General features: G+C 56.8%; 19 protein-coding genes. 8 read left to right on the forward strand and 11 right to left on the reverse strand.

Features of this window, described 5'->3' with window-relative positions; all coding sequences use genetic code 11:
• The first annotated feature begins 99 nt into the window (after window positions 1–99).
• The 4 genes from RBB81_RS08640 (at window position 100) to RBB81_RS08655 (ending at window position 2,529) form a co-directional block, all read left to right on the forward strand.
• Window positions 100–792, forward strand: coding sequence for an RNA polymerase sigma factor (locus RBB81_RS08640; RefSeq protein WP_423248055.1), 693 nt, complete (start codon window positions 100–102; stop codon window positions 790–792).
• Window positions 789–1,172 carry a hypothetical protein gene (locus RBB81_RS08645; protein ID WP_179581551.1) on the forward strand — a complete coding sequence of 128 codons (384 nt, stop codon included), beginning with the start codon at window positions 789–791 and terminating at the stop codon, window positions 1,170–1,172. The genes RBB81_RS08640 and RBB81_RS08645 overlap by 4 nt, the downstream gene beginning before the upstream one ends.
• A gap of 68 nt (window positions 1,173–1,240) precedes the next feature.
• Window positions 1,241–1,717, forward strand: coding sequence for a zinc ribbon domain-containing protein (locus RBB81_RS08650; RefSeq protein ID WP_406707434.1), 477 nt, complete (start codon window positions 1,241–1,243; stop codon window positions 1,715–1,717).
• Window positions 1,718–1,725: 8 nt separating this feature from the next.
• Window positions 1,726–2,529, forward strand: a complete 804-nt coding sequence (locus RBB81_RS08655) for a LytR/AlgR family response regulator transcription factor (protein ID WP_179581553.1) — start codon at window positions 1,726–1,728, stop codon at window positions 2,527–2,529.
• A gap of 662 nt (window positions 2,530–3,191) precedes the next feature.
• Here the strand turns inward: RBB81_RS08655 and RBB81_RS08660 are convergent.
• Window positions 3,192–3,860: a BON domain-containing protein gene (locus tag RBB81_RS08660; RefSeq protein WP_353073398.1), complete on the reverse strand. Its 669-nt coding sequence runs from the start codon at window positions 3,858–3,860 to the stop codon at window positions 3,192–3,194.
• 111 nt (window positions 3,861–3,971) lie between these two features.
• The gene (locus RBB81_RS08665; RefSeq protein WP_353073399.1) at window positions 3,972–4,586 is read right to left on the reverse strand and encodes an outer membrane beta-barrel protein; all 615 of its coding nucleotides are present in this window, start codon (window positions 4,584–4,586) and stop codon (window positions 3,972–3,974) included.
• A gap of 189 nt (window positions 4,587–4,775) precedes the next feature.
• On the opposite strand from RBB81_RS08665, the gene RBB81_RS08670 reads away from it, so the two are divergent.
• Window positions 4,776–5,039, forward strand: coding sequence for a hypothetical protein (locus RBB81_RS08670; RefSeq protein ID WP_353073400.1), 264 nt, complete (start codon window positions 4,776–4,778; stop codon window positions 5,037–5,039).
• 21 nt (window positions 5,040–5,060) lie between these two features.
• On the opposite strand, the gene RBB81_RS08675 is transcribed toward RBB81_RS08670, so the two are convergent.
• On the reverse strand, window positions 5,061–5,552 hold the full coding sequence (locus RBB81_RS08675; protein ID WP_353073401.1) for a hypothetical protein: 492 nt from the start codon (window positions 5,550–5,552) through the stop codon (window positions 5,061–5,063).
• Window positions 5,553–5,679: 127 nt separating this feature from the next.
• Between RBB81_RS08675 and RBB81_RS08680 the strand changes: the two genes are divergently transcribed.
• From RBB81_RS08680 to RBB81_RS08690, 3 genes are all read left to right on the forward strand, one after another.
• The gene (locus RBB81_RS08680) at window positions 5,680–6,009 is read left to right on the forward strand and encodes a DUF962 domain-containing protein (RefSeq protein ID WP_353073910.1); all 330 of its coding nucleotides are present in this window, start codon (window positions 5,680–5,682) and stop codon (window positions 6,007–6,009) included.
• Window positions 6,010–6,579: 570 nt separating this feature from the next.
• Window positions 6,580–13,149, forward strand: coding sequence for an Ig-like domain repeat protein (locus RBB81_RS08685; protein WP_353073402.1), 6,570 nt, complete (start codon window positions 6,580–6,582; stop codon window positions 13,147–13,149).
• Window positions 13,146–13,718, forward strand: a complete 573-nt coding sequence (locus tag RBB81_RS08690) for a hypothetical protein (RefSeq protein WP_353073403.1) — start codon at window positions 13,146–13,148, stop codon at window positions 13,716–13,718. The genes RBB81_RS08685 and RBB81_RS08690 overlap by 4 nt, the downstream gene beginning before the upstream one ends.
• Window positions 13,719–13,832: 114 nt before the next feature.
• Here RBB81_RS08690 and RBB81_RS08695 read toward each other — a convergent pair whose 3' ends face one another.
• From RBB81_RS08695 to RBB81_RS08730, 8 genes are all read right to left on the reverse strand, one after another.
• Window positions 13,833–14,357 carry a hypothetical protein gene (locus RBB81_RS08695; protein ID WP_353073404.1) on the reverse strand — a complete coding sequence of 175 codons (525 nt, stop codon included), beginning with the start codon at window positions 14,355–14,357 and terminating at the stop codon, window positions 13,833–13,835.
• 11 nt (window positions 14,358–14,368) lie between these two features.
• Window positions 14,369–14,995, reverse strand: coding sequence for a response regulator transcription factor (locus tag RBB81_RS08700; protein ID WP_353073405.1), 627 nt, complete (start codon window positions 14,993–14,995; stop codon window positions 14,369–14,371).
• Complete coding sequence (locus RBB81_RS08705) at window positions 14,988–17,954, reverse strand: sensor histidine kinase (protein WP_353073406.1); 2,967 nt, start codon at window positions 17,952–17,954, stop codon at window positions 14,988–14,990. Before RBB81_RS08705 ends, RBB81_RS08700 begins: the two co-directional genes overlap by 8 nt.
• Window positions 17,955–18,031: 77 nt before the next feature.
• Window positions 18,032–18,358 carry a c-type cytochrome gene (locus tag RBB81_RS08710; protein ID WP_353073407.1) on the reverse strand — a complete coding sequence of 109 codons (327 nt, stop codon included), beginning with the start codon at window positions 18,356–18,358 and terminating at the stop codon, window positions 18,032–18,034.
• On the reverse strand, window positions 18,355–20,568 hold the full coding sequence (locus RBB81_RS08715) for a tetratricopeptide repeat protein (protein ID WP_353073408.1): 2,214 nt from the start codon (window positions 20,566–20,568) through the stop codon (window positions 18,355–18,357). Before RBB81_RS08715 ends, RBB81_RS08710 begins: the two co-directional genes overlap by 4 nt.
• A gap of 108 nt (window positions 20,569–20,676) precedes the next feature.
• On the reverse strand, window positions 20,677–22,395 hold the full coding sequence (locus RBB81_RS08720; RefSeq protein ID WP_353073911.1) for a CRTAC1 family protein: 1,719 nt from the start codon (window positions 22,393–22,395) through the stop codon (window positions 20,677–20,679).
• A 309-nt stretch (window positions 22,396–22,704) separates the two neighbouring features.
• Window positions 22,705–24,444, reverse strand: coding sequence for a CRTAC1 family protein (locus tag RBB81_RS08725; protein ID WP_353073409.1), 1,740 nt, complete (start codon window positions 24,442–24,444; stop codon window positions 22,705–22,707).
• Window positions 24,441–26,216 (reverse strand): CRTAC1 family protein, encoded by a 1,776-nt coding sequence (locus RBB81_RS08730; RefSeq protein WP_423248071.1) that lies wholly within the window; start codon window positions 26,214–26,216, stop codon window positions 24,441–24,443. The genes RBB81_RS08725 and RBB81_RS08730 overlap by 4 nt, the downstream gene beginning before the upstream one ends.
• Window positions 26,217–26,368 lie beyond the last annotated feature (152 nt).

Consider the following 26,368-nt stretch of genomic DNA (forward strand, 5'->3'; position numbering starts at 1 on the left):
CCATGCCAGGAGAAAAGCAGCGAGGCCTTAGAATGTCTAGAGAGCAACGTTGGGCCTGCGAATAGACTTCCAGGATCTCTGACAGGAAATTTCTCTTTTATGGACCGTGCGGGAAAAACGCGAGTCTTGTTAGGCCGAAAGAACGTCTCTAGCAGTGTGCAAAGTGGTTCCATCTCGCTGACGTCGACGCTCGGGGCTCAAGTCTCAAGCGAAAACGCAGCGACCGCCCAAGGGTTAAAGAAGCAGAGTCCAGAGTTACTGGATTCACTCATTGAGCTTTATCAGCACCGTCTTCTCCGTTATCTTCTTTTCCTCACTGGGAAGCGTGAAGTTGCCGAGGATCTCTTTCAGGAGACGTGGATGCGGGTTCTGCTGCGAGGGGCACAGTACAACGGCAAAGCACGGTTCGACACATGGCTCTTTACCATTGCGAGAAATCTGGTGATTGACTTGTCGCGAAAGCGGGTGATGGCCAGCCTTGACGAGATGGGTGAGGGGAAAGAAGACGAACGGCCGTTTGAGGTCGCGATGTCAGGACCTTCACCGCTCGAGCAGTTTCAATCCCGCGAAAACTGCGCTGAAGTAGGGGAGGTTTTGCTGAAGCTAGAACCTAGCTACCGAGAGGTTCTTGTTCTTCGTTTTTATGAAGAACTTTCTTTGGAGGAGATCGCCACCGTAACTCGGGCACCTTTATCGACGGTGAAGTCCAGGCTTTATCGCGGACTGGCGGCTTTGAAGCCGGAGATGGAGCAGCTTCGATCCTCTCGTTCGTTTGCGGAGGTCGGGATATGAGCAACGCCCTCGAGACCTCTTTGCCGCAAGACGATTCTAGATTGAGTCACCGAGCAGAGTTGATAGATCTGCAGATGGGTGCTCGCGCCTCGGTGGTCAATCGGACTCATCGTGTGGTGCGGGAACGGGCGAAGACGCTCGCGGCGCGACGCAATCGCGTTCGAAGCATGTGGATTCCACTGGCCGTTTGTTCGGCCCTTTTTGTAATCATCTGCACTGCGGTCTGGAGCGCGCTTGACGCCTACGATGTATCGTCGAATGGTTTTCCGGATGCGAGTAATCAGTTTTTAGTTTTATGTTTGTGGTTTTTTCCTGTGTCGATGGCTTTGCTCGCTTTGGTGTTGTTTCGCCGTGCCCGTAAGCGCGAGGTGGCTGGATGATGAGATTTTGGAATCAGGGATCAGATCGATCGCAAGTCACCCGGGCAGGGAGTGAGGATGAGTTGAGCATGATACCGACCTGGTCGGTGGTGCTGGCCATTCTGGTGTTTGGGGCCGTGCAGTATCTGTTCCATGGAGTGTTGCCGCATCACAAACATGAGTTGCTCCCGATGCGACTGCTGATGGGTTACTCGTGGGGTACTGCGTTTGCCAGCTACGTGTTGCTGGTGGGGTATGTGAGCCGCGATGTTCGGCGCCGCCGGATGCCGGCTGGATTGTGGATGCTGATCGTGGTGGTGCTTCCGGGTGGGATCGGGGCGGTGGTGTACTTCCTGCTGCGACAGCCGATGCTGATGCCTTGTCCGCATTGCAGTACGGAGATTATCTCGAGCATACACTTCTGTCCGCAGTGCCAGTTCCAGCTGGCTCCTGTGTGTGGACGTTGCTTCCGCGGGGTGCAGATTACGGATGTGTACTGCACGCAGTGCGGGCACGATCTGGCCGAGGACCATGCGCCTGCGCGGCTGCGCGTATATAGTGACTAGTTGCGAGCATGTCACTGACTGCACTCATCATCGATGACGAACCACTGGCGAGGCAGGAGCTGCAGTACTTGCTGGAGCGCGCGGGCGGGGTTGAGGTTCTGGCGCAGGGAACTAACGGGATCGAAGCTGTGGAACTGATTCGGATGCATAAGCCGGATCTGGTGTTCCTCGATGTGCAGATGCCTGGCCTTGACGGTTTTGGCGTGCTGAAGAAGCTGCTGGACCGTAAGGTTCCGATGCCTCAGGTGGTGTTCGCGACTGCATTCAACCAGTATGCGGTGCGCGCGTTCGAGGTGAATGCTATCGATTATCTGCTGAAGCCCTTTGATCGAAAGCGGGTGATGCAGACGATCGAGAAGGCCCAGGCTCGACGGGTTGCTCCGCCGGAGCCGGCGGGCTTGGCGCTAGAGACGGGGGCCAAGCTGGACGCGCTGCTGCGGCTGGTCGAGGAGCAGACGCAGGCACCGAAGGCCAACTCGGGCAAGGTAATTGTTCGGGCGCAGAGCCGTTTGCTGCTGGTGGATCAGCGCGAGATCTGTTTTGCCTCGATCGAAGAGGGCACCATCAGTGTGGTGACGCGGGCGGTTGAGGGGCACTCAAACTGCAGGACGCTGGAGGAGCTGATGGACCAGCTCGATCCGGAGACGTTCTGGAGGGCGCACCGGTCGTATGTGGTGAATATTCAGCACATACGGGAGGTGGTACCGTGGTTCAAGTCCAGCTACCAGCTAAGGATGGACGATGCTCAGAAGACGGAGATTCCGGTCAGCAGAGCACAGACCAAGCGGCTTCGTGAGCTGTTCAATCTGTGAGGTGGGTACCCCCTGGGGGGTATTTCGGTGCAAGTCACCTATTTTCATATACATAACAATAGCGGGTTTCTGCAAAATTGTGTTTCTAAACGGGTTAAGGGCAAATTCGTCTTTATAAAGGACTTATGGGCGAAACGTTTTCTTCCGGAAAGATTGCGGCCAAATAATTCCTTAGGAGCGCAAGGTACGAGAGCGTTTAGCAAAAAGTCCTTCGTTTCCTCTCTGAAATAAGAAAGCCTCGGCCTCGCCGGGGCTTGTTTGAGTCGCTAGATCCATTATATCGGTTAGACATAAACTAATACGCCATGTGGATCTCCTTGTGTGAGTATGACTTAGGGGATTACGGGGCTTGACAGGATTTTGATGGGTGAGGAGCAGGGTGTCTCGGCTGCTTTCGGCTTTTGATGTGTGGAAGAGGGTTACTACAACCGCAGATCCCTGCGGGATGACAACAAAAAGGGCTGGGCTGCTGCTGGTCCTTTTGATGCTTTTGTCTTTTGAGGGGAGGGTGAACTGCAACCGCAGACCCTTCGGGATGACAACAAAAAGACAGGCAACTGCAGCGGAAAGAAAAAGTCGACGGCAGACAAAAGGAGCGGCAACGGGTTGCGGGAGCCGGATTTGGGGAACGGCTCCCGTGTCGGGAAGGGCGCGGCGTAGTTCTATTTCTCTTTTGGTTTGGAGGCGGAGCCCTGGACGATGAGGTCGTTGTCGACGCTGAAGGCGCCTGGGGCGGAGTTTGCCTGCATTCCTGCAATGGAGGAGTCCATCTGGTTGAGGACGACTCCGTATAGGGTGACGTTGCCGTTCTTCACGATGATGTGAATGGCGTGAAAGCCCATGGGCGGGGAGTTGGTGATGCCGCCAGCGGCCAGGGCGACGCCTGCTCCGGGCCCGATGGCGCGTCCAAGGTTGCCCTGATTTGCGTTGTACTTCCTGAGGGAGGGCTGGGTGTAGATGCGGTTGTAGACTTCGGCGCGGATGCGGTCGTCCATGGGCGAGTAGGGGAGGACCTCGATCTGGTTGTCGACCGCGTCTATGCCCTGGATGCCTTTGACGGCTCTTTCGGCATCACTTTTGAGTGTAGGACGGGAGGCGAAGCCTTTGAGGACGAGTGTTTTGCCGTGGATGCCGAAGGTCAGCCAGTCGAAGACTCCGAGATTGGTGAGGCCGGCTAGTTTTTTCTGCACCTGTTGAACGATGCGGACGGTGTCTTCCTGCGACCAGGTGGGGCCGGGCGTGGGCTCCTGAGCGATGACGGTTGGAGCAGAGAGGGTGAAGACGAGAGATGCAGCAAAGGCCGGAAACACGCGACGGGTTAGGCGGATCATCTGTTCTCTCCGGTTGCTATGAATTTAGACTTCCGGCAGAAAGATACGCTATGGCGAGAGTCGAGTCCAGAGGCCGGCGCCGATTTGAGCTTTGGATCGCCCGGAGAAAAGCTATTGGCTATGGCGATGGCGCGGGTTGAAGTCGAAGATGTAGACGGCGCCGAGCGTGATGGCCTTCGGGCGGATGCTGCCGGAGGGTACCGCGGGGGTGTCCCAGTGCTGGTACTGGAAGTCGACTTTGACGGCGAGGTGATGGGTGAGGTTGTAGTCGAGGCCGACGCCGGGGGAGAGGACGAGGGTATTGGAGTTGATGTAGCGGACGTTGCCAAAGATGTAGCCGCCCCTGAGGTAGTCGATTGCGCCGCGGCCGACGAGGAAGTTGGCGTAGGGGTGGAGACGGCCCAGGGGGTACTCGACCCTGGGGCCGACGAGGAAGTTTTTCTGACTGCTGATGGTGCCTTCGTCGATGGGATAAGAGCCGCGAATCTCAGCGGCGGGCCGGAAGAGACGGAAGGAGAGAAGCGTGAGGTCAGCGCCGGCGGTGATGTCGAGGTTTTTTCCACCCGCCAAGTTGGTGAAGGTGCCGGTGCCTCCGACGAAGGCTGAGAGCTGAAGCTGCTGGGTAGCTGTGGGGGAGCTCTGTGCGAATGCGTTATGTGCCAGGGAGAGTGTCAGGAAGAGGAGGGTCGACAAGACGACCCGAGTCAACGTCAATTTGAACTTCATACGATCCTCTGACTTCTTCCTCTAACTTCTTGCTTGCGGTAAAGCAGTGCCGAATGCCCGGGGGCTTTGTGAGTCAGGCGGGAGAAACATCCAAGGAACTCCCCCTGAACAGAGTTATCGGCCTTTTTGCCGCAATGCTTATTTTGTCGATGTGCCATACTTTGGCTGATGGGACTATGGACTGGGCGGATGGTTCGATTGCTGGTGGCTCTGGCTGTTGCGGCGGGGGTGCTGTGGGTGGGGGATTGGGCGGTGTTGGGGATTCGCGTCTCGCATGGGACGGCGTACCGGGTGGTGCAGGTAAAGCAGTTTCTGGCTACTCCGCTGAAGGGCAACAAGGTGGAGTATGACTATATGGGCGCGACTCCGGTGACGTGCAGCCGGTCGATCTTTCCGCAGCACGGAAACTCTGCGTGCTGGTGGCTGGAGCGGCACAGCTCGCAGTGGGAGTAATGGCGCTGCGGAGTCGGGTGGCTAGACTTCGAAGAGTATCTGGATGATTTGTCGGGCCAGGTCTTCGGGCTGGTGGAAACGTTTTGGATTGTCGGCGAAGGAGTCCTGGATGTACAGGGTGTCGTCATCCGTGACCTGAAAGGCGAAGTGGCGGGTCTTGCGATCGAGAGTGGGGTCTCCGGCGACGCCCAGGCCCTTCGCGTAGTCGAGGATGATGGTGGAGTCGTTGTGGGTGATGCGCGCGTCGAACCAAGGAAAGCGGCTGCGGGTGAGTTTAATCTCGGTGGCGCTGATGGTCTGGATGGTGGTGTCGGAGGCGGTAACGTCGCCTTGAAGGTGGCGCTTGATCTCGGTGATGTCCTGCTCGAGGCAGGCGGCGAGGCTGGTGAAGAAGGGCTTGCCCTGAGTGGTGATGATGCCGGCCTGGTGCTTGGAGCGGCCGTAAGCTTCGGCTGCGTCGTGAGACTTTTGCTTGATGTCCTGGGCGAGATTCTCGATCCACTCTTTAGCCATGCTGATGACTGCTCCTTCATCCGTTGCTTTTGCCTGAGAGGCTTGCGAAGTGGATGTTCTTAGGTTTGACGGCGATGAGGCGTGAAAAGCCGCTTGGCGGCGATGTGGATGATTTTGATTGCGGGTGATGAGGAGCCGAGAGTATGGTGTCGCCATGCTTGGCGGACGAAGTTGGGAGAGTTGGATCGCGGAGTATTCGGAGAGCCATCAGCATCCGCTGAACCGGCTGACGCATACGTTTGGGATTCCGATTATTATGTTGTCGCTGCCGGTGCTGGTGGCGACGCTTGTGTGGCACCGATTGCTGTGGGTGGGGGTCGGACTGTTTTGCTTTGGGTGGCTGCTGCAGTTTGTGGGGCACGCGATTGAAGGGAAGCCGCCGGAGTTTTTGAAGGACTGGCGATTTCTGCTGGTGGGGTCGCGCTGGTGGGCAGCGAAGATGCGTGGGAAGGCCTAGGCACTTCGCGGAGCTTGTGGGGATGCTTCGAGAACCGAGGCAATGAAAAGAGGCTGACGGCTGGGTCGCGGCCTGTCGTCTTTTTGGCGTGGATATATCCTCTCGGCCGACAAAAGGTAACTAGTTGTGTGCCAAATCATAGATAAGCTGAACACGGATTGGTTACCCATTCGGCTGTGAGCAATACGCGGGACACTTGCGCGTTGGCTCGGACTGTCTCTGCTGCATTAACTTTGCGTTGGTGCGCGATTCAATGCTTCAAAAAGAAAATGAGCGCTGGACAACGGAGAGATTCTCTCGGTCGCGAGTCCTCATGCAACTTACGGGTAATATTCGGTTACTGCAGGCTGGTCTCATGATTACCAAAGGGCCATGTGTCCTGATTTGCGGTCTCGGGCGTTTTTCTCCCTATTTTGGAGCTACGTCACAACCTCCATCTCCGCCGTTGAGCTTCAGAGGTGAACCATGCTCGCTCCTGTTCGATTTGATGCAAAGTTTTCCTGCCTGCGGTTATTTTTGAGTTTCTCAACAAGTCGGCGTCGGACTTCTCTACAGTCGTCGAGGCGATGGATGCGGACGCAGTTGGCAGGGATGTTTGTTCTTCTGGCGTTGGGTGGCATCGTGACATCCGCCTATGCCTCGCCCGTGACATTGCCCGGGGTGACGGCTATTGGAAGTACCTCCGCTGTTCAGACGGTTGCTGTTGTCGTGACAGCGGGTGGCCAGCTCGGCAAGGTCAGCGCGCTTACGGGCGGAGTCCCCAATCTTGATTTTGCTATTGCGGGAGCGGGCACCTGTTTGACGGGAAGCGCGCTCGTTGTGGGTCAGACGTGCAGCTTCCCGGTGACGTTCAGTCCAAAATACCCTGGCCAGCATATAGGTGCGGTGGCTCTGTTCGATGCGTCTGGACTGCCGCTGGGAAGTACGTGGCTAGTGGCGACGGGAAGTGGACCACTTGCATTATTTGTTCCCGGCATTATCAACACGGTGGCCGGAGATGAATCATGGATCTACCGTGGAGATGGCCAGCCTGCTACGTCTTCGCCGATCTTTCTTCCGTTCGGAGTGGCGGTCGATCCGGCTGGAAATATGTTCATCGCTGATTCGAGCAATAATCGCATTCGGCGAGTAGATGCTGGCTCGCAGCTGATGTCCACGTACGCCGGAAACGGCAGCGCAGGCAATAGCGGCGATGGAGGGCCGGCTACACTGGCTTCGCTTAGCCTGCCGACCTCGGTTGCATTAGATGGTGCGGGCAATCTCTACTTTGCCGATAGCAATAATCATGCGATTCGTATGGTCACTGCGGCTACGGGAGTGATCACGACGGTGGCCGGGGTACTGGGGGTGCAGGGATACTCAGGAGACGGCGCCCTCGCGATTCATGCTCATCTGGATACGCCAGATTCGGTGGCGATCGATCCGGTGAATGGCTATCTCTACATTGCGGATAGCGGAAACAATGTGATCCGACGCGTCAATCTTTCTACCGGGATCATCTCTGCGTTTGCGGGCAACCATACGCCGGCTTACGCAGGCGATGGGGGACAGGCAGTTAGTGCGAGTCTGAACGGACCGTGGAGTGCGACGGTTGGTCCTGACGGTCAAATTTACATCGCCGATCAGAACAACCACAGCATTCGCAAGGTCGCGCTCGACGGGACGATTACGACGATTGCAGGGAATGGAACCTCTGGGTTTTCTGGCGATGGAGGGGCGGCGAGCGCTGCTGTGATGGATAGTCCGGCGGCGACGGCGATCGATGCTGCAGGCAATATTTACATTGCGGACGCAGGCAACAACAGGGTTCGTAAGGTGAACGCTGTTACAGGTGAGATCGATACTGTCGTCGGTAGCAATCTGGAGTCTTTTAGTGGCGACGGTGGTCCTGCGAACGCGGCGGGCATGTATGGTCCCTATGGAATGGCGCTCGACGGATCGGGGAATCTTTATGTCAGCGACGTGTTCCACAATCGGATACGTCTGGTCAAGAGCATCAACGCAGTCTTGAATTTTCCGACAATCCGGGTACAGCGTGTCTCGAGCACACAGGATGAGGAGCTCGAGAATGATGGAAACGCTCCGCTCAACATCTCTGATCTGAATGCCGGGGTGAACACGCAGCTGGATCCTGTCGCCACAACCTGCTCGACCAGCGTGGCGATGACTTCGGCTTTGAACTGCATCATCGGCGCGCAGTTTGCACCGACGACAATCGGTAATACGGTGACGGGAGTAATCACTGTTACGTCTGACTCGCCGAACAGTCCGCAGACGTTGACGCTGAGCGGCAAGGTGCTCACGCTCGACCCCTCGACGATTACTTTGAACACGATCGGCTCTCCGTCTGCTACTGGAGCGCTTGTTACGTTTACCGTTGCTGTGACGAGTACCGGAGTGACGCCGACGGGCATCGTTACTTTTCTGGATGGAAGCACGACCATCGGGACCGCCACGCTGAACAGTGCGGGGGTAGCACTGTTTCCGACGCAGTCTCTCGCGAGCGGGACACACATCATTACCGCTAGCTATGCGGGCGATTCCAATACCGCGCCAGGTACTTCTTTGTCTGTGACTCAGATTGTGAAGGATGGAACATCCGTCTCGCTGACGTCGAGCCTGAATCCTTCGTCTCCTCAAGTCAGTGTGACTTTTGCTGCGCTTGTCGTGGGAACCTCGGGAATTCCAACTGGGAGTGTGACTTTTTTCGACGGGGGAGTTCGCCTGGGGACAGTCAATCTGAATGCTGCAGGTGCGGCTAGCTTTAGTACGTCGACGCTCAGCGTTGGAACCCATCACATAACAGCGAGCTACAGTGGGGATGCAAATTCAATTGCAAGTACGTCGCCCACGCTCAATCAGGTTGTGGTCGCTTCTTCGACTGCGACCACACTGATTACCAGCAACCCGGATGTCTCGTTTGGGACTGCTGTTACATTTACGGCGAGCGTGACAGGGAGCGGTTCTGTAACACCAACGGGAACGATTTCGGTTCAGGATGGCACAACGGTTCTGGGTACGCTGACTTTGGACATTCACGGCGCGGCTGCTCTTACTCTTTCTACCCTGTCCGTTGGATCGCACTCGATTCGTGCTGTGTATGGAGGCGATGCCAACAATGGCGCGAGCTCTTCTGCGGCGGTACAAGAGACCATCGAACAGATTGCCACTACGACGGCAGTTACCTCAAACGCCAGTACGGCTCCAGCCGGATCGAATATTCAACTGACTGCGACGATCACACCGGCGTCGTCGATACCCTCAAGCCCGATCACAGGAACCGTGACGTTTATGGATGGGGGGACGACACTTGGTGCGGCGACGGTCACTGGTGGTTCTGTGACGATTACCTTGAACTCGCTGGCTGTTGGACAACACTCGATTCTTGCGATCTACAGCGGGTCGTCAATCTATGCTGGAAGTATCTCCTCTACGATCGTGCAAAAGGTGCAGCAGGCGGTCACGTCGGGCACGCTGATTGCGTCTGCCAACCCTTCTATCGCGGGCAAGAGTGACGCACTCACGGTTTCGATCACGAGCAATGGAGGCGTTCCTACGGGTGTCGTGACGTTTATGGATGGCACGACGGTGCTTGGCACGGCGGCTCTGAATGCGCAGGGTGTCGCGAGCTTTACGGTGCCTTCCTTTTCCACTGGGGCTCACGCGATCACTGCCGTCTACGGAGGGGATAACAACAATCTTGGAACGACGCCTGCTCTGACTTTGATTGTTCAACAGGCGACCACCGGAGTCGTGCTTTCGACTTCAGGAAGTCCGTCAACTGCGGGGTTGCCGATCACGTTGAGTGCGACGGTTACCGGGAATGGGTCCGCTCCGACGGGCTCGGTGACCTTTTACGATGGCACGGCCGCAGTTGGTACGAGCCCGATCAACGCCGCCGGTCTGGGTACGATCTCTTTGTCTTCGCTTACCGTAGGATCTCATTCGTTGACCGCCAACTACTCTGGAGATGCGTATAACGGAACCAGCGTGTCGCCGGCGATTACGCAGGTTGTCGTGAAAGCCTCGACCACCACTGCACTGACTGCAAGCGCTTCGACGACACCGGTGGGCGCTCCGGTGACGTTCACCGCGACTGTGACTGGTAGTTCGGGAGCGTTGGGTGGAACCGTGCAGTTTATGGACGGTTCGACTGTGATCGGCAGTCCTTCACTGACGGCGAACGGAACGGCGGTGCTGAGCACCTCGACGCTGATTGTCGGACAGCACATTATCACTGCTGTTTATCTTGGTGATACGAACGATGCGAGCAGTACGTCGGCGGGCCTGACCCACATCGTTTCGCCGGTCACAGGTGTTGCCCTTGCATCGAGTCAGAATCCAGTAAGTGCCGGCGCCAATGTGACCTTTACGGCAGCCGTTGGGAGCTCGGAACCAGCGCCGACCGGAGTAGTTACCTTCCATGATGGATCTGCTACTTTAGCCGCGGTCACGCTGAATGCTGCGGGCGTTGCGGTATTCAATACGACAAGTCTGGCTCTTGGCACGCACCTGATCACCGCGTCTTACGGTGGAGATACGAACAATAATGCAGCGCTCTCGTCGACGCTGAGTCAGTTGGTGCAGCGCGCTACAACTCAGACTTCGATGGCGGTCAGCGCGGTCACCTCGACGGTGAACTCTACGGAGACCTTGACCGTCACGGTTACAGGATCGGGCGGTATACCAGGTGGGCTAGTGACGTTCCTCGACGGCACAACCGTTATCGGGACTGCGAATCTTAGCGCGAACGGATCTGCGAGCCTCTCCGTCTCGAATCTTTCTCTAGGACAACACACTCTGTCAGCCAGCTACAGCGGAGACACGAATGATGCCGCCTCGTCCTCGACACCTCAAACCATCATGGTGAACAAAGGTGCACCGAGTCTTACCCTGGTCTCAAGCAGCAACCCCTCAGTAGCCGGGCTTCCGGTTGTCTTTACTGCCAACCTGAGCGGGACTACCGTTGCTCCGACCGGCAGCGTTACGTTTACTGATGGCACGACAGTGCTTGGGTCTTCGCCAATTGCAGCGAATGGCAGCGCGAACTTCTCGACTTCCGGTCTCTCGGTGGGACAACATACGATCGTAGCGACATACATTGGCGATGCCAATAACAGTGCGGCTGCCTCTCCCGGAGTTCTCGAGACAATTCAACAGTCGACGAGCGCGGTCACGCTCAACAGCAATAAAAATCCTGCGCTTCTTGGGGACGCGGTTACATTTGCGATGACGGTGAGCGGTACTGGAGCTCAACCAACCGGCACAGTGATCCTCCGGGACGGAGCTAACAGAATCGGTACGACTGGGATCGACGCGAACGGTCTGGCTACCCTCACCGTCTCCAACTTATCGATTGGCGCGCATACGCTGATTGCGACGTATAACGGCGATGGGAGTCATCCTGGCAGCGCGTCGGGACCTCTGCTCCAGACGATTCTGCAACCTACGGCCAGTTCTCTTGTTTCGAGCAGCAATCCATCTTTGTCGGGTACTTCAGTGACGTTCACGACCGTGGTGGCGGGCGGTGGTGGCTCTCCTGTTACTGGCACTGTCGTGTTCCGTGATGGGACGGCTGTTCTCGGGACCAGCATTGTGGCGGCGTCGGGGACGTCGACATTTACAACGAATGCCCTGAGTCCCGGACAACACTCGATTGTTGCGACGTACAGCGGCGACAGCGTGAGTCAGACGAGCAGCAGTCCGGTGCTGGTCCAGACTGTGCAGAACAGTAACACGACGACGGTGCTTACTACCTCGGGCACTCCATCGGTTGCGGGCGCTCCCCTCATTCTTACCGCGCAGGTGACTGGAAAGGGTGCGGCGCCCACAGGTGCAGTTAGCTTCGAAGACGGGACCACGGTTGTCGGAACCGCTTCCGTTGGGGTCAATGGCATTGCAACTCTTACGACATCCTCTCTTGCCGCTGGTCAGCATATATTGCTCGCAATCTATCAGGGCGACAGCGATACTTTGACCAGCACCTCTAATCCCGTGTTACAGAACATCGAACAGCGCACCGTGGTCACGCTCACTGCGGTTAGCAGCCTGGGTACGATCAGCGGGACAAGCTCAGGCCCTTCTCTGATTGGCAACCCGATTACGTTTACCGTTTCGGTGACCGGCAGCAGCACGAACCCACCCACCGGGTTGGTTACGTTGTCGGATGGGTCCGCTATTTTAGGGACGTCGAGTGTTAGCAGTTTGGGGATCGCAACATTTACTATTTCGACGCTTGCACTCGGGCCGCACACGCTGGCTGCAAGTTACGCCGGAGACGCGCAAAACTTTCCGGGGACCTCTCCGGCGCTGACTGAAGTGGTGCAGCTGCATACTTCAAAGGCAACTCTGACGATCTCTTCGAGCCCGGTCGTTGAGAATAAGCCCTTTACTCTGGTGGCGACATTACAAGGCGATGCCGCGGTTCCGCCATCGGGTACGGTGGTGTTCAGTTCGGGGGGCACAACGCTTGGCAGTGCGACCCTGAATGCTTCCGGCATAGCTACACTGACTACCAGTCTGGGGTTGGGGACCTACACTCCGATCGCTACCTATCAAGGTGACTCGCAGTATTTGGGTTCCGTGTCGAGTGCTGTGTCTTTGACGGTGATTCAGGCGACCAACTTCACGATTGCTTTGAATCCTCCGACGATGCAGTTGAAGACCACGCAACACAACACGATTCAGTTGACGCTGACTTCGATCCAGAACTTCACCGATGTCTTGTCGCTGGGATGTGTGGGCCTGCCGCGAGCAGCTACCTGCACGTTTACTTCGGATCAAGTGTCGCTTGATGCGAACGGCCACCAGACGATTAGCCTGACGATTGATACCGGTTCTCCGCTGACTGCGGGGAGTGTTGCAAAAGCGGACGGGCCCTCGGCCGGCGGAATTGCGCTCTGTTTTCTGCCAGGCGGGCTTATCCTCGGGCTGTCGCTTGTACGGTCACGACGTGCGAACAAGATGCTGAGTGGACTTCTGCTCGCATTGCTCTTTACTGGAGCGATGGCGATCTCCGGCTGCGGCGGACTCGATGTGCATGGCACTCCTGCCGGGACCTACATCTTCAATGTAACTGCCATCGGCGCTAAGACGACGGCGACACAGTCTGCTCCGATGACTTTGACGGTGACCCAGTGATCGATTGGCCTGGCGGCTCACAGTGTTTTTCGAGAGTGTTGCGGGAGCTTGTCGTTCTACTTTTGCTCGCCGCTGCAACGTCGGTACTTTATGCCCAGGCGTTGCCGACCGCTACGGGACCGGGGCCGCGGTGGATGGTTGGCGGGACCTACTCTTTCTTTGCGGCAGACTATGGCAAACGTGACCTCGGCGGCGGGTCTGGCTTCGTCGATTACGCTCGTTCGGAGAGGATCAGCTACGAGGCCGAAGTTCGTTTTCTTACCATCAACGAAGAGGTGGGTACGCATCAGTCGACTTTTCTTGTCGGAGGGAAATTTCCATACCGCAGACGATGGATGACCGCATACGGTAAGGTTCTTCTCGGCGATGGGCGCTTTCATTTTCCTTACGATTACGCGGACGGCAGTTACTTTGTGCTTGCTCCTGGTGGTGGGGTTGATCTGGCGCTTGGAAGGAGTCGGTACAGTGTACGGCTGGTGGATTTTGAGTATCAGTGGTGGCTTAATTTTCCGTTTGGTACGCTGCGGCCGTATGGAGCCAGCACGGGGATCGCCGTCCATTTCCATTAGACAGAAGTGAAGAAGGTCGCTCGAAGTGGCCAGATGAATAAGACCTTCTTCCCAGTACATTCAGCCTTTCCCGATAGTGGCATCGAGGCGTCTCTCTTCGGTTTCGACGAAGTGTTATTTCGCCGGTTGCTTTTCCAGGATGTAGGGAATGGCGAAGCGGCCAATCTGAAGAATTGAGTTGTTGGAGGGGGGCCAGATGCGAAAAGATTCGACGCGCGAGCCCGTCGCTAGACGATGAGCCGTGACGGCGCCATGTTCCTCTCCAGTTGCTGCATCATAGAACCTAACGACGAGGGCATCTTCACTACGTTGCCATCCGATTACGTAGTTCCCGGCAGCAAGTGAGATTTCTCCGAAGGTAATAGGTGATTGGACTAAAAGGAAATGAGAATATTTTCCGTCGGCTGAGTAACCGGCAGTGATGAGAACAACACCTGCGATGATTTTGCCATTTGAGTTAACGATGCCGGATGCGGTGCGCATCTCTGTTTCGATTCGCTCTTTTTCCACTGGAGCGCGTGCGGGCAAGACAGCCTGCAACTCTGATGGAGTCGCTGTTCGCCAGGAAGACTTGGGTTGAGCGACGACTAAAGATGATGGAAAGAGAATAAGAAACAGAGCGAAGAGAGACGACTTCATCAAGTGGGATGTCATTTGAGATGTACGATACCTCGTTGGAGAGCGACGGTTGCGGCGTGAGTGCGATCGCTGACGCCAAGTTTGCCGAGCAGACTATTGATGTGGGACTTGACGGTAGCTTCGCTGATCTTTAGATCGGAGGCGATCTCCTTGTTTGCGCGGCCTGCCACGATGCGCTCCAGAACTCTGAGTTCGCGGTTGGTAAGGGCTTGAGTGCTCATTCTTTCGGCGAGCTTTTCTGCGATGGCGGGAGAGATGAGGGTTCTTCCGCTGTGAACTGCTTGAATGGTTGAGAGGAGTTCGTCGACGGTCATTCCTTTGAGCAGATATGCTTTTGCGCCGGCCTGGAGGGAGCGGAAGATGTCTTCGTCTCCGTCGAAGGTGGTGAGCACAATGAATCTTGCGGCGGGATTGTCGGCGCGAATCTGCAGAATGGCATCGACTCCGCCGAGGTTTGGAAGCTGCAGATCCATCAGGGTGATGTCGGGTTGTAGAGTGCGGTAGAGTTCGATCGCCTGAATGCCGTCACTGGCTTGGCCTACCACTTCTATGTCGGGGATGATGTTGAGTAGCGCAACGAGTCCCTGACGAACGACGTGATGATCATCCACTACCAGGATACGAATACGTTCAGGCATTGATTGCTGCCTCTTTTCCTTCTGTGATGGGCGCTTCGAGCATGACTATGGTGCCGTTTGCCGGAGAGCTTTCAATCGTTAGTTGAGCATGAATCTGAGCCGCGCGTTCGTGCATGCCCTGGATGCCAAAGTGGCCGTTTGATGAAGGAGCTCTTTCCGATGTATCGAATCCGCTGCCATTGTCGGAGATGCTTAATACTAATCGAGAGGAATCGTAGCGAAGATCGGCGGAGACCTGAGTTGCATTTGCGTGGCGGGCTGCGTTTGCCAAAGACTCCTGAGCGATGCGGAAGATCTCGTCTTCAAAGGGCTGGGGGAGAGGGCGGTAAGTGCCGGTTATGTTGAGGTGGGCGTTGAGTTTTTTTTGATTCCACTGTTCAGCCAGGTGGGCGAGACGGGTGGGCAAGCTGTTTGGCGCGGTAATAGCACGAAGATTCCAGATGCTTCGGCGAGCTTCGGCAAGGCCCTCTCGGACGTAGGCCCGAGTCTGGTCGATCTGTCTGCTCGCTGCGTCAGTTTGAGTGTGGGCGAGAAACTGGGAGATGAGCTCGAGCTGCACGGAGACGCCGACGAAGCTTTGAGCTAGGGTGTCGTGAATTTCTCGTGCGACGCGAGTTCGCTCTGCGAGAACTGCCTGGAACCGTGATTGAAGAACGCGGACGCGGAGGCGGTAGAGGAGGAGCGCAGCGGCGGCGGCGAGACTAAGGATCAGCAGGAGAAACCAGAGTCTGCGATAGAAAGGAGGCTGCACAAAGAAGGCAATCTGCGCTCCGGTTTCATTCCATATGCCGTCGTTGTTGGCGGCTTGTACGCGAAAGCGATAGTGGCGCGGAGGGAGATTGGTATAGTAGGCGATGCGGCGGGAACCGGCTTCGGTCCATCGCTTATCGAAGCCATCGAGAATGTAACGATAGCGGACCTTTGCGGGAGCTAGGTAACTGAGAGCGGCGTATTCAAACGCGAAGCTGGTACGGCCAGGAGTGATGTTTTGTTCGGTGCCTGTCAGGGGAATGTCCATACCATCTGCAGTGAAGCGTTCGATGACGATCGGGGGAGGGATGAGATTTTCTACGAGGTGACTGGGATCGGTGACGGCGACCCCTTTGCGGGTGGCGAACCAGAGGAGCCCTTCCTTGGTCCTCCATGCAGCGGGATGACCCACGCCGATGGCTTCCTCGGTTGGCATGCCATCGGCGCGGCCATAAGAGACCGGATGAGGATCGCAGGTTGAAGACGAACCGCATTTGATGAGCGCTGAAACTGAGACGCGGGTGATGCCTCGACTGGAGCTTAACCAGAGGTTGCCGCGGTCGTCTTCGAGGATGGAGTCGATGGTTTGGGGCAGGTCGTCTCGCCGCAGTGGTGTAAAGCCGGCGGTGGTCATGACGCTGAGGCCAGCCCCTTTCGTTCCGATCCATAGTGTGCCGTGCGGATCTTCGGCGAGAGAGGTGATCGTGTCGCCAGAGAGTCCATCCTTTTTTGTGAAGGTTGTGATGTTGTCGCCCCGAAGGCGCGAGAGTCCATTGAGGGTGCCGATCCAAAGATCATGATCGGGGGCGTGAGATCTGAGAAGAGCGCCTACAAGATCGCTTCCGAGACCGTTCGATTGCGTTAGAGTGATGAACTGGTTGTTTTGCCAGTGAGCAAGGCCCCGACGCGTGCCGATCCAGAGTGAGCCGTCATCGTCCCTCATAAGAGACCGAATGAGATCGTCAGGTAGCCCGTCAGCAGAGGTGTAGGTCCGGATTTTCTTGCCCTTGACATAGTTCAGACCATCGGGCGTTCCGACCCACATGCTCCCGCCTTCTCCCGGAGCCAAAGCCAGGATGGTTTCGCTGACAAGGCCGGTTCGGGTGTAAAGATGTTGAATGTTACCGGCTTGCCAGCGGTCGAGGCCGTCGCTGTTGGAGCCGAGCCATATTGCACCGTCGGTTGCCTGAGTGATGGCTGTGATCGGGTGATCGGAGAGGCCGGGAATGGTGCGGAAATTTTGGCGCCTCAGGATTTGGAGGCCGCTGGTTTCTGTTCCCACCCAGAGATTACTCTCTTCATCCTGCATGAGAGAGAGGATACTGTTGGAGCCGAGGGCCGGTAAGACCTGTGGATGGCTGTCGACTTTGTCAAGCATGAAGAGCCCTTTGCTGGTTCCTATCCATAGTTGCCCTTGCGAGTCGGAGAGCAACGATTGTATGCGTGAAGCTGGAAGGTCGTGGCTTATCGACAGGGTTCGGCTTTGGTCACTTCGAAGGACTGCGATGCTGGTCCCGGTGCGCAACCAGAGGCTGTGGTCGGGGAAGAATCCGATGCCTTCAATATCCTTCGCCGTAGAGGTTGAGCCTAGCGGTTGTGGGAGAACTCGGCCATGGGAATATTGAAAGATTCCAGAGTTCGATGCGATCCAGACACTGCCGTCCTGAGCGGTGACTATTGCAGATGGATCGACGGAAGAGGGAAGGGGGATGATGTAGAAACGCCTCCCGTCAAAGCTGCTGATGCCATCGGTCGTCAGGATCAGGATTAAGCCGTCGTCTGCCGCGGCTAGGTTGGTGATGCGACCGGTTGGTAATCCATTCGCGATGGTGTAGCGGTGAAACTTTCCTGACGAGTATTGGAGGAGGCCGTTGGAGGTTGCAATCCAGAGTGGGCCGGTGTGACTTTGCGCAAAGCAGCAGATGTCATCGCTGGTAATTGCGGGAGTGGTTTCGTGGTTGAAGATTTTGAAGTCGATGCCGTTGAAGCGAGCCAGGCCGCCTTCGGTCGCAATCCAAATGAAGCCGTCTGTGGATTGAAAGACCTGATGAACGCTGTTTTGAGGGAGGCCGTTCTCCGTCGACCACGATTGATGGCCGAAGTTGTTAGGGACTTGGGAGCTGGCGGTGAGAGAGAGAGCTGCGATTGCGCATGACATCCAGAAGAGGGAAGAGCGAAGGACGAGATGGAGGCGCGAAAGCAAGTTCATGCGGAGGTTCGATGCGTTCGAAAGCATGATGGCCGGAGTCGCTTCACTTCGGATGATACGTCTTCCTGATCCGGAGCTTATGGTTCTTTGGGCTTTTTGTCGCGACACGAGTGCAGGTAGGCAACAAGATCGTTCACCTCGGTCGCCTTTAGAATGTCGGCGAAGGATGGCATCTCACGTCCACCTTTGAGAATCTGCGTTCGGATCTGGGCTTTGTTAAGTGTGTGTCCTACTCCGGAAAGATCAGGCCCCTTGATTCCGCCTACCTTGCGTATTGTGTGGCAGTGTTGGCAGCCATTATCCACGAAGATTGCTGCTCCGCGCTGCTTCGCGGACTCGGCGGATGCTGGCAGATAGTACGAAGCTGCGAGAGCCAGGATAAACGCTGACCGCAGCAAAGTCATTGAGCAGGTGTTCCGTTGTGTGCGGGCCCGGGGGCGAGGTCGGTGTGGGTGTGCCAGGGGACGGTCTCCGATGCGACTTCGTTGTGTTTACGCAGGAACTCGAGCGCGTAGGTGCTAGCGGTGGGATCATCCTTCTGATCGGCGAACATTGCGGCTTCGTGTGAAGCTTTTTCTTTCATCCCGAGACGGCGATAGACGATGGAGAGAATGTAGTGGGCGGCGAGATCATCGGGGTCGATGGATTGGAGAGTCTCGTATTCAGCGCGGGCCTCATCATATTTTCGCTGTTGATAGAGAGAGAAGCCGAGCTCTCTGTGTGCGTCGCGGGAGTTTGGAAATTTTGTGATGACCTCGCGAAGATCAGCGATGGCTTCGTCGACCTGGCCCTGGTTCCGTTCGACGAGGGCGAGGTAGTACAGTGCGCGCGAGTTGTGAGGGCTGAGTGCAAGTGCTTTGTCGAGGCTGGCGCGGGAGGCCTCGTAGCGTTCCCACTGAAAGTTGGCGATTGCGATGTTGGTGAAGGCGTCGGCGTAGTCGGTGCGGAGCGTGGCGACCTGCTCGAACGCGCGGACGCTCTCCGCGTACTGTTGAGCGTCCAGCATGGCGATGCCGTAGTTGTTCCATCGCATCCAGACTTTATTGTCCTGTGGGTCCACCGCGGGCGGGTTATCGCCTAGAGTGAAGATGCGCGTGCGCTCGGACATGGCAACGACGGGCATCTCGTAATGTTTGCCCATGCCGAAGTCCATGAAGTGCTGATCGAATCGGCGATAGTTGACCCATGCGGTGACGGTGAGGGGGCCGGTTGCGTCGGCGGGTACTTTGAATTGGTAGCGGACGAGCTGGGATCGGCCTGAAGCGATGGTGTTGTTGTAAGCCACAACGCGATTATCCCAGACCTGGTGGAGATCGTTGATGGTTCCTTTGGTGTTTACGAGGCGATTGGTGAAGCTGTGTGCGCGGGGGTCGAGGTCGCCATTGGGCTGGATCGCGCCGGAGTGCATCAGGGTGTGGCCGGAGGCGTCTTTGGCCTCGAATTCGACCCAGCTCTCGTACATGTCGCGCTGCTCGGGTACGTGGCTGTGTGCGATGCCTTTGTTCTGAATGATGATGGTGGCGGTAAGGAGGTCTCCGGGGGAGACGGTGAAGCTGTCGTTGCCGAGAGGAGCGATGATCCTGCCTCCGTTTTTCTCGAGGCCGAAGATGTCGACGTTGAAGACGCCTGCTTTGAGGAAGGCTACGGTCTTCTCCATCTGGGTATCGTAGTTGTAGAACTTTGACAGAACGGTGTTAGCGCCTAACCATCGGTGAGAGGCCAGCTTGCCATTCTTGGCGCCCGAGTCGGAGCTGGTGAGATCTTCGCGGGTCATGTGGCAGGTCTGACAGGTGGAGACCTGATCTTTGACATAGAAGGGAAGAGGCGACTGTTTGGCGAAGGAGGAGAGCTGCCACTCGTCGGAGAGGAAGATAGCGCGCTGCCATTTGTAGTCGTTCAGTTGTTTTGGAAGAGCGGCCTTGTGACACGCCGCGCAAAAGTTGCTGGTGCGATAGAAGTCCTTCATGACGGCTTTTGAGTGGCGGTCGAGATTTGCGAGAATCTCTTTGTCGGAGACCTCGCCGTAGATGGGTTGATTGTTCTCGTCGACCAGAACGGCGGGCTGTGCCAGAACGTAGCTGCCTGTGCCGCGAGCGTCGACTTTTTGGATGGAGTGGCAGACGGAGCAGGTGATTCCGTCTTCGTCGAACTTGCGATTTACTGGTGAGCCTTTGGTTAGCGCGCCCGAGACGAGGGCGATTGGGTTGTGGCAGCCTTCGCAGTGGCGGGTGTATTCAATGCCCTTTTCCGCGGTGAGCAGGTTTGTGTTTCTGATGTACCAGGGGGCGCGAAAGGAGTTGGCGTGAGCGGACTGACGCCATTCGGCGTGCGCCTCCTGATGGCAGTGACTGCAGTATTTGGCTGTGGGGAAGGCTTTGGGGTTGATGAACTGGCCGGTGTCGGTGGTTGCATTCGACGGGAGGAAGGGCTGATCGGCGCCGAATCTGAAGTTGTAATGTTGTTTGACTGATTCGGTGTAAACCTCACGTTGCGTGGGGGTAGTGACGGCATCAGATGCGTGAGCGCCATCACTTTTCAAGGCCAGGAAAAAGGAGGCGATTGTGCCGCACAGCACGGTACAGAAGAAGATGCGACCGACCCGGCTGTAAGGCATTTTCATAGCAATCGTAAATTCTATTGAAGCGATAAGACTGTTAGCCATCGTCCTACGGGTCGGTAGAGATCTCAATCGAAAGGTTGAGTGGCGGGGAGATGGAAGCCGTTAGAATCTACTTCCTTTACCTTCTGTCAGGGTGACGATCTGGTCAACCTTGGTGACTGAGAACTTTTCTTTGGTTCCACTTGGCCAGTGAACTTCAACGGAGTCGATGGTTGCGATGTCGCCGAGGCCGAAGTGGACACGGGGGTCGTGGGTGGAGGCGAAGCTCCCTCCGGAGGTTACGTCTCCGCGTTGTTTCTGGCTTCCCGCGGTGAGATAGACCGTGGAGCCGATGGCGTCTCGAGGGCTCTTTGGACCGCCTATCAGTTTCAGTTCGATCCAATGATGATTGTCTCGCGAGACATTGCGGAGCAGTGCGGGGTGACTGTCCAAGGCGTTGATGACAACATCTAGTTTGCCGTCGTTGAAGAGGTCTCCGACGGCCATGCCACGGCCGACGTACAGACTTGTGAGTGCTGTGCCTTCGACGGCGGGTTCGAGGTCGAATTTTTTGCCGTCGATGTTACGGAAGAGGAGCGGGCGTTGCGCCCAGCTGGTTCCCCAGGTTGTGTGGTCGACCTGCGGGTAGACGTGGCCGTTCGCGATGATGAGATCCTTCCATCCATCATTGTCGAAGTCAAAGAACGCTGTGCCCCATCCCAGGAATGGAATTGTAGGTTCGGCAACTCCCATCTGGTAGCTGATGTCGGTGAAGTTGGCGTCGCCATCGTTGCGGTAGAGCGGGTTGTAGTCATCCGAAAATGTTGTGTTGTAGATATCGAGCAGGCCGTTGTTTCGATAGTCTCCAATTGCGATACCCATCGAGGCTGTTTCGCGGCCATTCTCGTTGAGCGCGTATCCGGAGGCGTAGCTTGCGTCTTCGAAGGTGCCGTCGCCTTTGTTGATGTAAAGATAATTTGGAGTCGAATCGTTTGCGACAAGAAGGTCCGGCTTGCCGTCGTTGTTGATATCGACGAAGACGGAGGAGAAACCGTAGTAGCCGTTCTTGTCGGAGACTCCGGCCTTTTCGCTCACGTCCGTGAAGGTGCCGTCGCCGTTGTTATGGAAGAGATGGTCTGGTTCTCCCTTGAGGCCTCGCGGGCCGCACATGACTTTTTCACCTCGAAACTGGCAGAAGCTATAGGAGACCTCTTTACCGCCAGATCCGGGCTGATTCGCGAGGTCGTAGTGAACGTAGCCAGGAACGAAGAGATCCAGCCGGCCGTCGCCATCGTAGTCGCCCCAGGTGGCGCCAGTGGACCAGTTGCCAAGAGTGACTCCCGCTTTCTCGGCGACGTCAGTGAAGGTTCCGTCGTGATTGTTGTGATAGAGGCGGTTCTTGCCGAAGTTGGTGACGTTGATGTCGGGCCAGCCGTCGTTGTCGTAGTCGGCTATGGCGACGCCGATTCCCCAGCGGTCATTGGTGACGTGTGCCTTCGCGGCGACGTCGGTGAAAGTTCCGTCGTGGTTGTTGTGGAAGAGCGCGGCGTGGGGCGGTATCGCTTTGCCGCTCATGGCGTCGTAGGTTGAACCGTTGACGAGATAGATGTCGAGCCAGCCGTCGTTGTCATAGTCGATAAGTCCGACGCCAGATCCGTTGGTTTCGATGATGAATTTTTTTTCGGGAGTTCCCATGGTGTGGGTCCATGAGGTTAGTCCGGCTTTTCCGGCGATGTCCTGAAAGATGATCGGACCGCTCTTTACAAACCCCCCGGCCGTGATGGGTCTCTTCTCTTCGTCGAGGACTGCGGGGTGGGCTCCACCGGTGTTGGCTCCCCCCATTGCTGACGCCTGGCCGCCCTCTTGAGGCTTATCAGATTGTGTGTCGGTCGAGTGGGAGTTTGGAGTCGTAGATTGCGCGAACGATGCCGCAGCATTGCAGATGAGCGTTGAGGAGAGAGCAGCGGCGGCAAACAGGGAACCGAAACGAGTTCGATGAGGAAGGGTCACTGGTGTGTCCTTGTAGTTCGAATTACGAGTTCGCAGGAGGGAGGTGCAGGTATTCATCGATTTGCCGGAAGGTTGCAGCCTCATGTTTACCATACGATCCCGTAGACGTGATTGAGAGTGTTGTTCGCACTGACGCTATTGTTAATTTGCTGATGACGAGGATCGGCCCTTTCCTTCGGTGAGGTCGAGGATGCGATCGACTGAAGTGGGAGGGTCGAAGAGTTCCATCTGACCGTTGGGCCAGCGAATTTGAATGCTCGTGAGGTGCGTTTCCTGGCCGAGACCGAAGTGGAGGCGGAGATCGCTTGAGGAGTTATAGCTGGAACCGTCGCGAACCTCGTCGACCCAGATGCGTTTTGCAGATTTCATGGTGACGCGAGCGCCAATGGCATCGCGGTTGGAGGATGTCCCGATGAGATGAAGGCCGAGCCAGTGATTCTGATTTTTCGCGAGGTTGACCAGAAGCATTGGTCGATCGCTGAGGTTGTTGATCACAGCTTCGAGACGCCCGTCGTTGAAGAGATCCGCGATTGCAAGTCCGCGGCTGGAGCGTGGATCGACGAGTCCGGGGCCGGAGGTCTTGCTGACGTCGCGGAACTTTCCGTTGCCTAGATTGTTATAGAGGAAGCGGGGTTCGCGGTAGGAGGAGCCCAGTTTGGCGGAGTCCACCTCAGGATAGACATGGCCGTTCGCAATAAGAAGGTCTGGCCACCCGTCGTTGTCGACGTCGGCGAACATAGCTCCCCAGCCTAGAGCCTCGGTGTTGATGCCGAGTCCAGCGGCGAAGGTCATGTCGGTATAAGTGCCGTCGCCATTGTTGCGATAGAGGGTGGAGGTGTCGTCGGAGAAGTTGGTTTTGAAGAGGTCGAGTCTGCCGTCGCCGTCGTAGTCGGCTGCCGTGGATCCCATGCCGGCCTGTTCGCGACCGTCTTCGTTGAAGGCTACACCGGCGTCGGCGGCAGTGTCCTTGAAGGTTCCGTCGTGGTTGTTTCGATAGAGGATGGCAGGAGTGGAGTCGCAGGCGACGTAGAGGTCGGGCCAGCCGTCGTCGTCGTAGTCGAGCGTGGTGATGGAGAAGCAGTAGTGGCCTTGTGTTCGCTCGAATCCACTGGGCTTGCTTACGTCTGCAAACTTTCCGCCGCCGAGGTTGTGGTAGAGGATGTTCGGTGCGCTCTCGAGACCGCGCGGGCCGCACATGACGGGCACTCCCTTCCAGATGCATCCTGAGGTTTGGCCGGGTGTTGGGGTGCGAGCGAGGTCGAAGTGCACGTAGTTGGCGACGGCCAGGTCCAGCTTGCCGTCGCGATCGTAGTCGATGAAGGCACAGCCGGTGCCCCACTCCTTGCCTGTACCGGCGACGCCTGCCTGCTCCGCTACCTCCTTGAATGTTCCATTGCCCTGGTTGTGGAAGAGGCGGTTTTTGCCGTAGCCGGTGACGTAGATGTCGTCGAATCCATCGTTGTCGTAGTCTCCAACGCATGCTCCCTGCCCCCATCCAGTGGAGACGAGGCCTGCCTTTACGGTGACGTCGGTGAAGGTTCCGTCGTGATTGTTGTGGAAGAGGTGGTTGGTGGGTTTTGCTTGTCCGGCTGCGGTGGTTGTGCCAGGTAAGTTGGTGCCGTTGACAAGGAAGATGTCCGGCCATCCGTCACGGTCGTAGTCGAGGATGGCAACTCCTGAGCCTGTGGCTTCGATGATGTAGCGTTTAGATTCGACGCTCCCGTTCACGTCGCGAACGGTGATACCGGCCTTGAGTGCGACATCTACAAACCAGGCTGGCGGCGGATGATCGGGTGTTGGAAGGTAGGGCTGCTGCTCTCCGAAGGCCGTCGTCACCAGGAGCAGGACGACGGCGGTTCGAAGAAGGAATCGAATCTTCATGGCTTTGGGGTCGTAGCTGGATTGATCAATGCTTTGGACTGCGGTGAGGTGCCCATGGCAATCGTCTTCAGAATCTTTCCACCTTCCTGAATGACGTAAAGATGGTTTGCTGCGAGGTCGATAAGTTTGTCTGTCGTGCCGGATGGCCACTTGATTTCGACTGAATCTGCTTTGACAGAGTGGTCGAGGCCGAAGTGGATGCGTAGATCGTTCTGCGAGTAGTAGCTGCCGCCGCTTCGAACTTCGTCGATCTGAATAAAGGGTTTGGCGTTTTCTGGTGTTGGAGTTGTGACGCTGATCTTCGCGCCGATGCCAGAGCGATTCGACTTGGTGCCGACGGTGCGGATCTTGATCCAGTTGCGGCCCGTCGTCGATTCGCAGCGGAGCAGCTGGGGGAGGCTGTTGATGCAGTTGACGACGACGTCCACTACGCCGTCGTTGTCGTAGTCGCCGAACGCGCAACCTCTGCCGGGGGCGGGTGTTGTGATGCCGGGTCCTCCTTGCGCGGTCACCTCTTCGAACTGTCCGTTGCGCAGATTGCGGTAGAGGTACTTGTGTTCGGCGTAAGGCGCGTCGATGGCGGTTCCGTCGACCTCAGGATAGACGTGTCCGTTACAGATGAAGATGTCAGGCCAGCCGTCGTTGTCCATGTCGAAGAAGCCGACGCCCCAACCGAGGTAGCGGGTGTTGACGCCTAGTCCAGACATGTAGGTATGGTCGTCGAAGTTCCCGTCGCCGAGATTGACGTACAGCGAATCGGTGTCGCCGGCGAAGTTTGTTTTGACAATGTCGAAGCGGCCGTCGCGATTGAAATCGCCAATAGATACGCCCATACCGGCCTGCGGCTTGCCGTCAGGAGAGTATGCGATGCCTGCCTCGATGGCTACATCTTTGAAGGTGCCGTCTTTTTGGTTTTGGTAGAAGGTGGCGGCGGTGGAGTCGTTGGCGACGTAGATGTCGGGCCAGCCGTCGCCGTCGATGTCGGAGACAGCTACGGAGAGTCCGTAGGTGCCGATGGTGTCCCACATGCCGGCTTTTTGTGAGACGTCGGTGAAGGTGCCGTCGCCGTTGTTGCGATAGAGAATGTTCTTGCCGCCCTGGAGACCGGGTGGGCCACAGGCTACTTGAATTCCCTTGTAGGCGCAGCCGGCGGCTTCGGGGAGGGGTGCTGTCTTGATGTCGAAGTCGATGTAGTTCGCGACAAAGAGGTCGAGATGGCCGTCGCGATCGTAATCGATAAAGGCACAGCCGGAGTTCCAGCGCGTCTTAGATTGGAGGAGGCCAGCCTTCTCTGTAACGTCGGTGAAGGTGCCGTTGCCATTGTTGCGATAGAGAACATTCTGCCCGTAGTAGCTGACGAAGAGGTCGTTCCATCCGTCGTTGTTGTAGTCACCGACACAACAGCCCTGTCCCCATCCGGCGCGACCGACCCCGGCTTTGAGGGTGACGTCAGTGAAGGTGCCGTCACGATTGTTCTTGAAGAGACGGGAGATGGGTTCCTGACCTTTGGGGAAGCCTTCCAGTCGAGTGCCGTTGACAAGGAAGATATCGATCCAGTCATCGTGATCGTAGTCGTAGAAGGCTACGCCGCAGCCGGTGGTTTCAAGCAGATATCGATTTTTGTGTTCGCCGCCGTATATCGTTTTTGCGTTGAGTCCGGACTGACGTGCGACGTCGATGAAGCTGATGCCGAGAGGAGTGCCTGCGACGGGGGAGGGGAGTCCTTTAGGGGCGGCACGGGGTACGGCGTCGTAAGTGGGGCGCGATCCCATCTGTTGGGAGGGCTGAGAGGTCTGAGGCGCGGCCAGAGCCAGAACGTCGTCAAGCGAAAGAACCAGAGCAGTGGTGGAAAGCGATGTAAGAAAGTTACGGCGAGACCAATTCAAATGGACGCTCCTAAGGCAATGGCCAGGCACTGGCGTTC

The organism is Tunturibacter gelidoferens (assembly GCF_040358255.1).
Classification (GTDB): domain Bacteria; phylum Acidobacteriota; class Terriglobia; order Terriglobales; family Acidobacteriaceae; genus Edaphobacter; species Edaphobacter gelidiferens.

What these genes read in the sequence shown, in the direction of transcription:
- RBB81_RS08640 (WP_423248055.1), top strand. Translation starts at nt 100, where the DNA reads ATGGACCGTGCGGGAAAAACGCGAGTCTTGTTAGGCCGAAAGAACGTC.
- RBB81_RS08675 (WP_353073401.1), bottom strand. Translation starts at nt 5,552, where the DNA reads ATGGCTAAAGAGTGGATCGAGAATCTCGCCCAGGACATCAAGCAAAAG.
- RBB81_RS08730 (WP_423248071.1), bottom strand. Translation starts at nt 26,216, where the DNA reads ATGGGATCGCGCCCCACTTACGACGCCGTACCCCGTGCCGCCCCTAAA.
- RBB81_RS08720 (WP_353073911.1), bottom strand. Translation starts at nt 22,395, where the DNA reads ATGGGGGGAGCCAACACCGGTGGAGCCCACCCCGCAGTCCTCGACGAA.
- RBB81_RS08680 (WP_353073910.1), top strand. Translation starts at nt 5,680, where the DNA reads ATGAGGAGCCGAGAGTATGGTGTCGCCATGCTTGGCGGACGAAGTTGG.
- RBB81_RS08670 (WP_353073400.1), top strand. Translation starts at nt 4,776, where the DNA reads ATGGTTCGATTGCTGGTGGCTCTGGCTGTTGCGGCGGGGGTGCTGTGG.
- RBB81_RS08665 (WP_353073399.1), bottom strand. Translation starts at nt 4,586, where the DNA reads ATGAAGTTCAAATTGACGTTGACTCGGGTCGTCTTGTCGACCCTCCTC.
- RBB81_RS08700 (WP_353073405.1), bottom strand. Translation starts at nt 14,995, where the DNA reads ATGCCTGAACGTATTCGTATCCTGGTAGTGGATGATCATCACGTCGTT.
- RBB81_RS08715 (WP_353073408.1), bottom strand. Translation starts at nt 20,568, where the DNA reads ATGCCTTACAGCCGGGTCGGTCGCATCTTCTTCTGTACCGTGCTGTGC.
- RBB81_RS08655 (WP_179581553.1), top strand. Translation starts at nt 1,726, where the DNA reads ATGTCACTGACTGCACTCATCATCGATGACGAACCACTGGCGAGGCAG.
- RBB81_RS08660 (WP_353073398.1), bottom strand. Translation starts at nt 3,860, where the DNA reads ATGATCCGCCTAACCCGTCGCGTGTTTCCGGCCTTTGCTGCATCTCTC.
- RBB81_RS08725 (WP_353073409.1), bottom strand. Translation starts at nt 24,444, where the DNA reads ATGAAGATTCGATTCCTTCTTCGAACCGCCGTCGTCCTGCTCCTGGTG.
- RBB81_RS08650 (WP_406707434.1), top strand. Translation starts at nt 1,241, where the DNA reads ATGATACCGACCTGGTCGGTGGTGCTGGCCATTCTGGTGTTTGGGGCC.
- RBB81_RS08645 (WP_179581551.1), top strand. Translation starts at nt 789, where the DNA reads ATGAGCAACGCCCTCGAGACCTCTTTGCCGCAAGACGATTCTAGATTG.
- RBB81_RS08695 (WP_353073404.1), bottom strand. Translation starts at nt 14,357, where the DNA reads ATGAAGTCGTCTCTCTTCGCTCTGTTTCTTATTCTCTTTCCATCATCT.
- RBB81_RS08710 (WP_353073407.1), bottom strand. Translation starts at nt 18,358, where the DNA reads ATGACTTTGCTGCGGTCAGCGTTTATCCTGGCTCTCGCAGCTTCGTAC.
- RBB81_RS08685 (WP_353073402.1), top strand. Translation starts at nt 6,580, where the DNA reads ATGCGGACGCAGTTGGCAGGGATGTTTGTTCTTCTGGCGTTGGGTGGC.
- RBB81_RS08705 (WP_353073406.1), bottom strand. Translation starts at nt 17,954, where the DNA reads ATGAACTTGCTTTCGCGCCTCCATCTCGTCCTTCGCTCTTCCCTCTTC.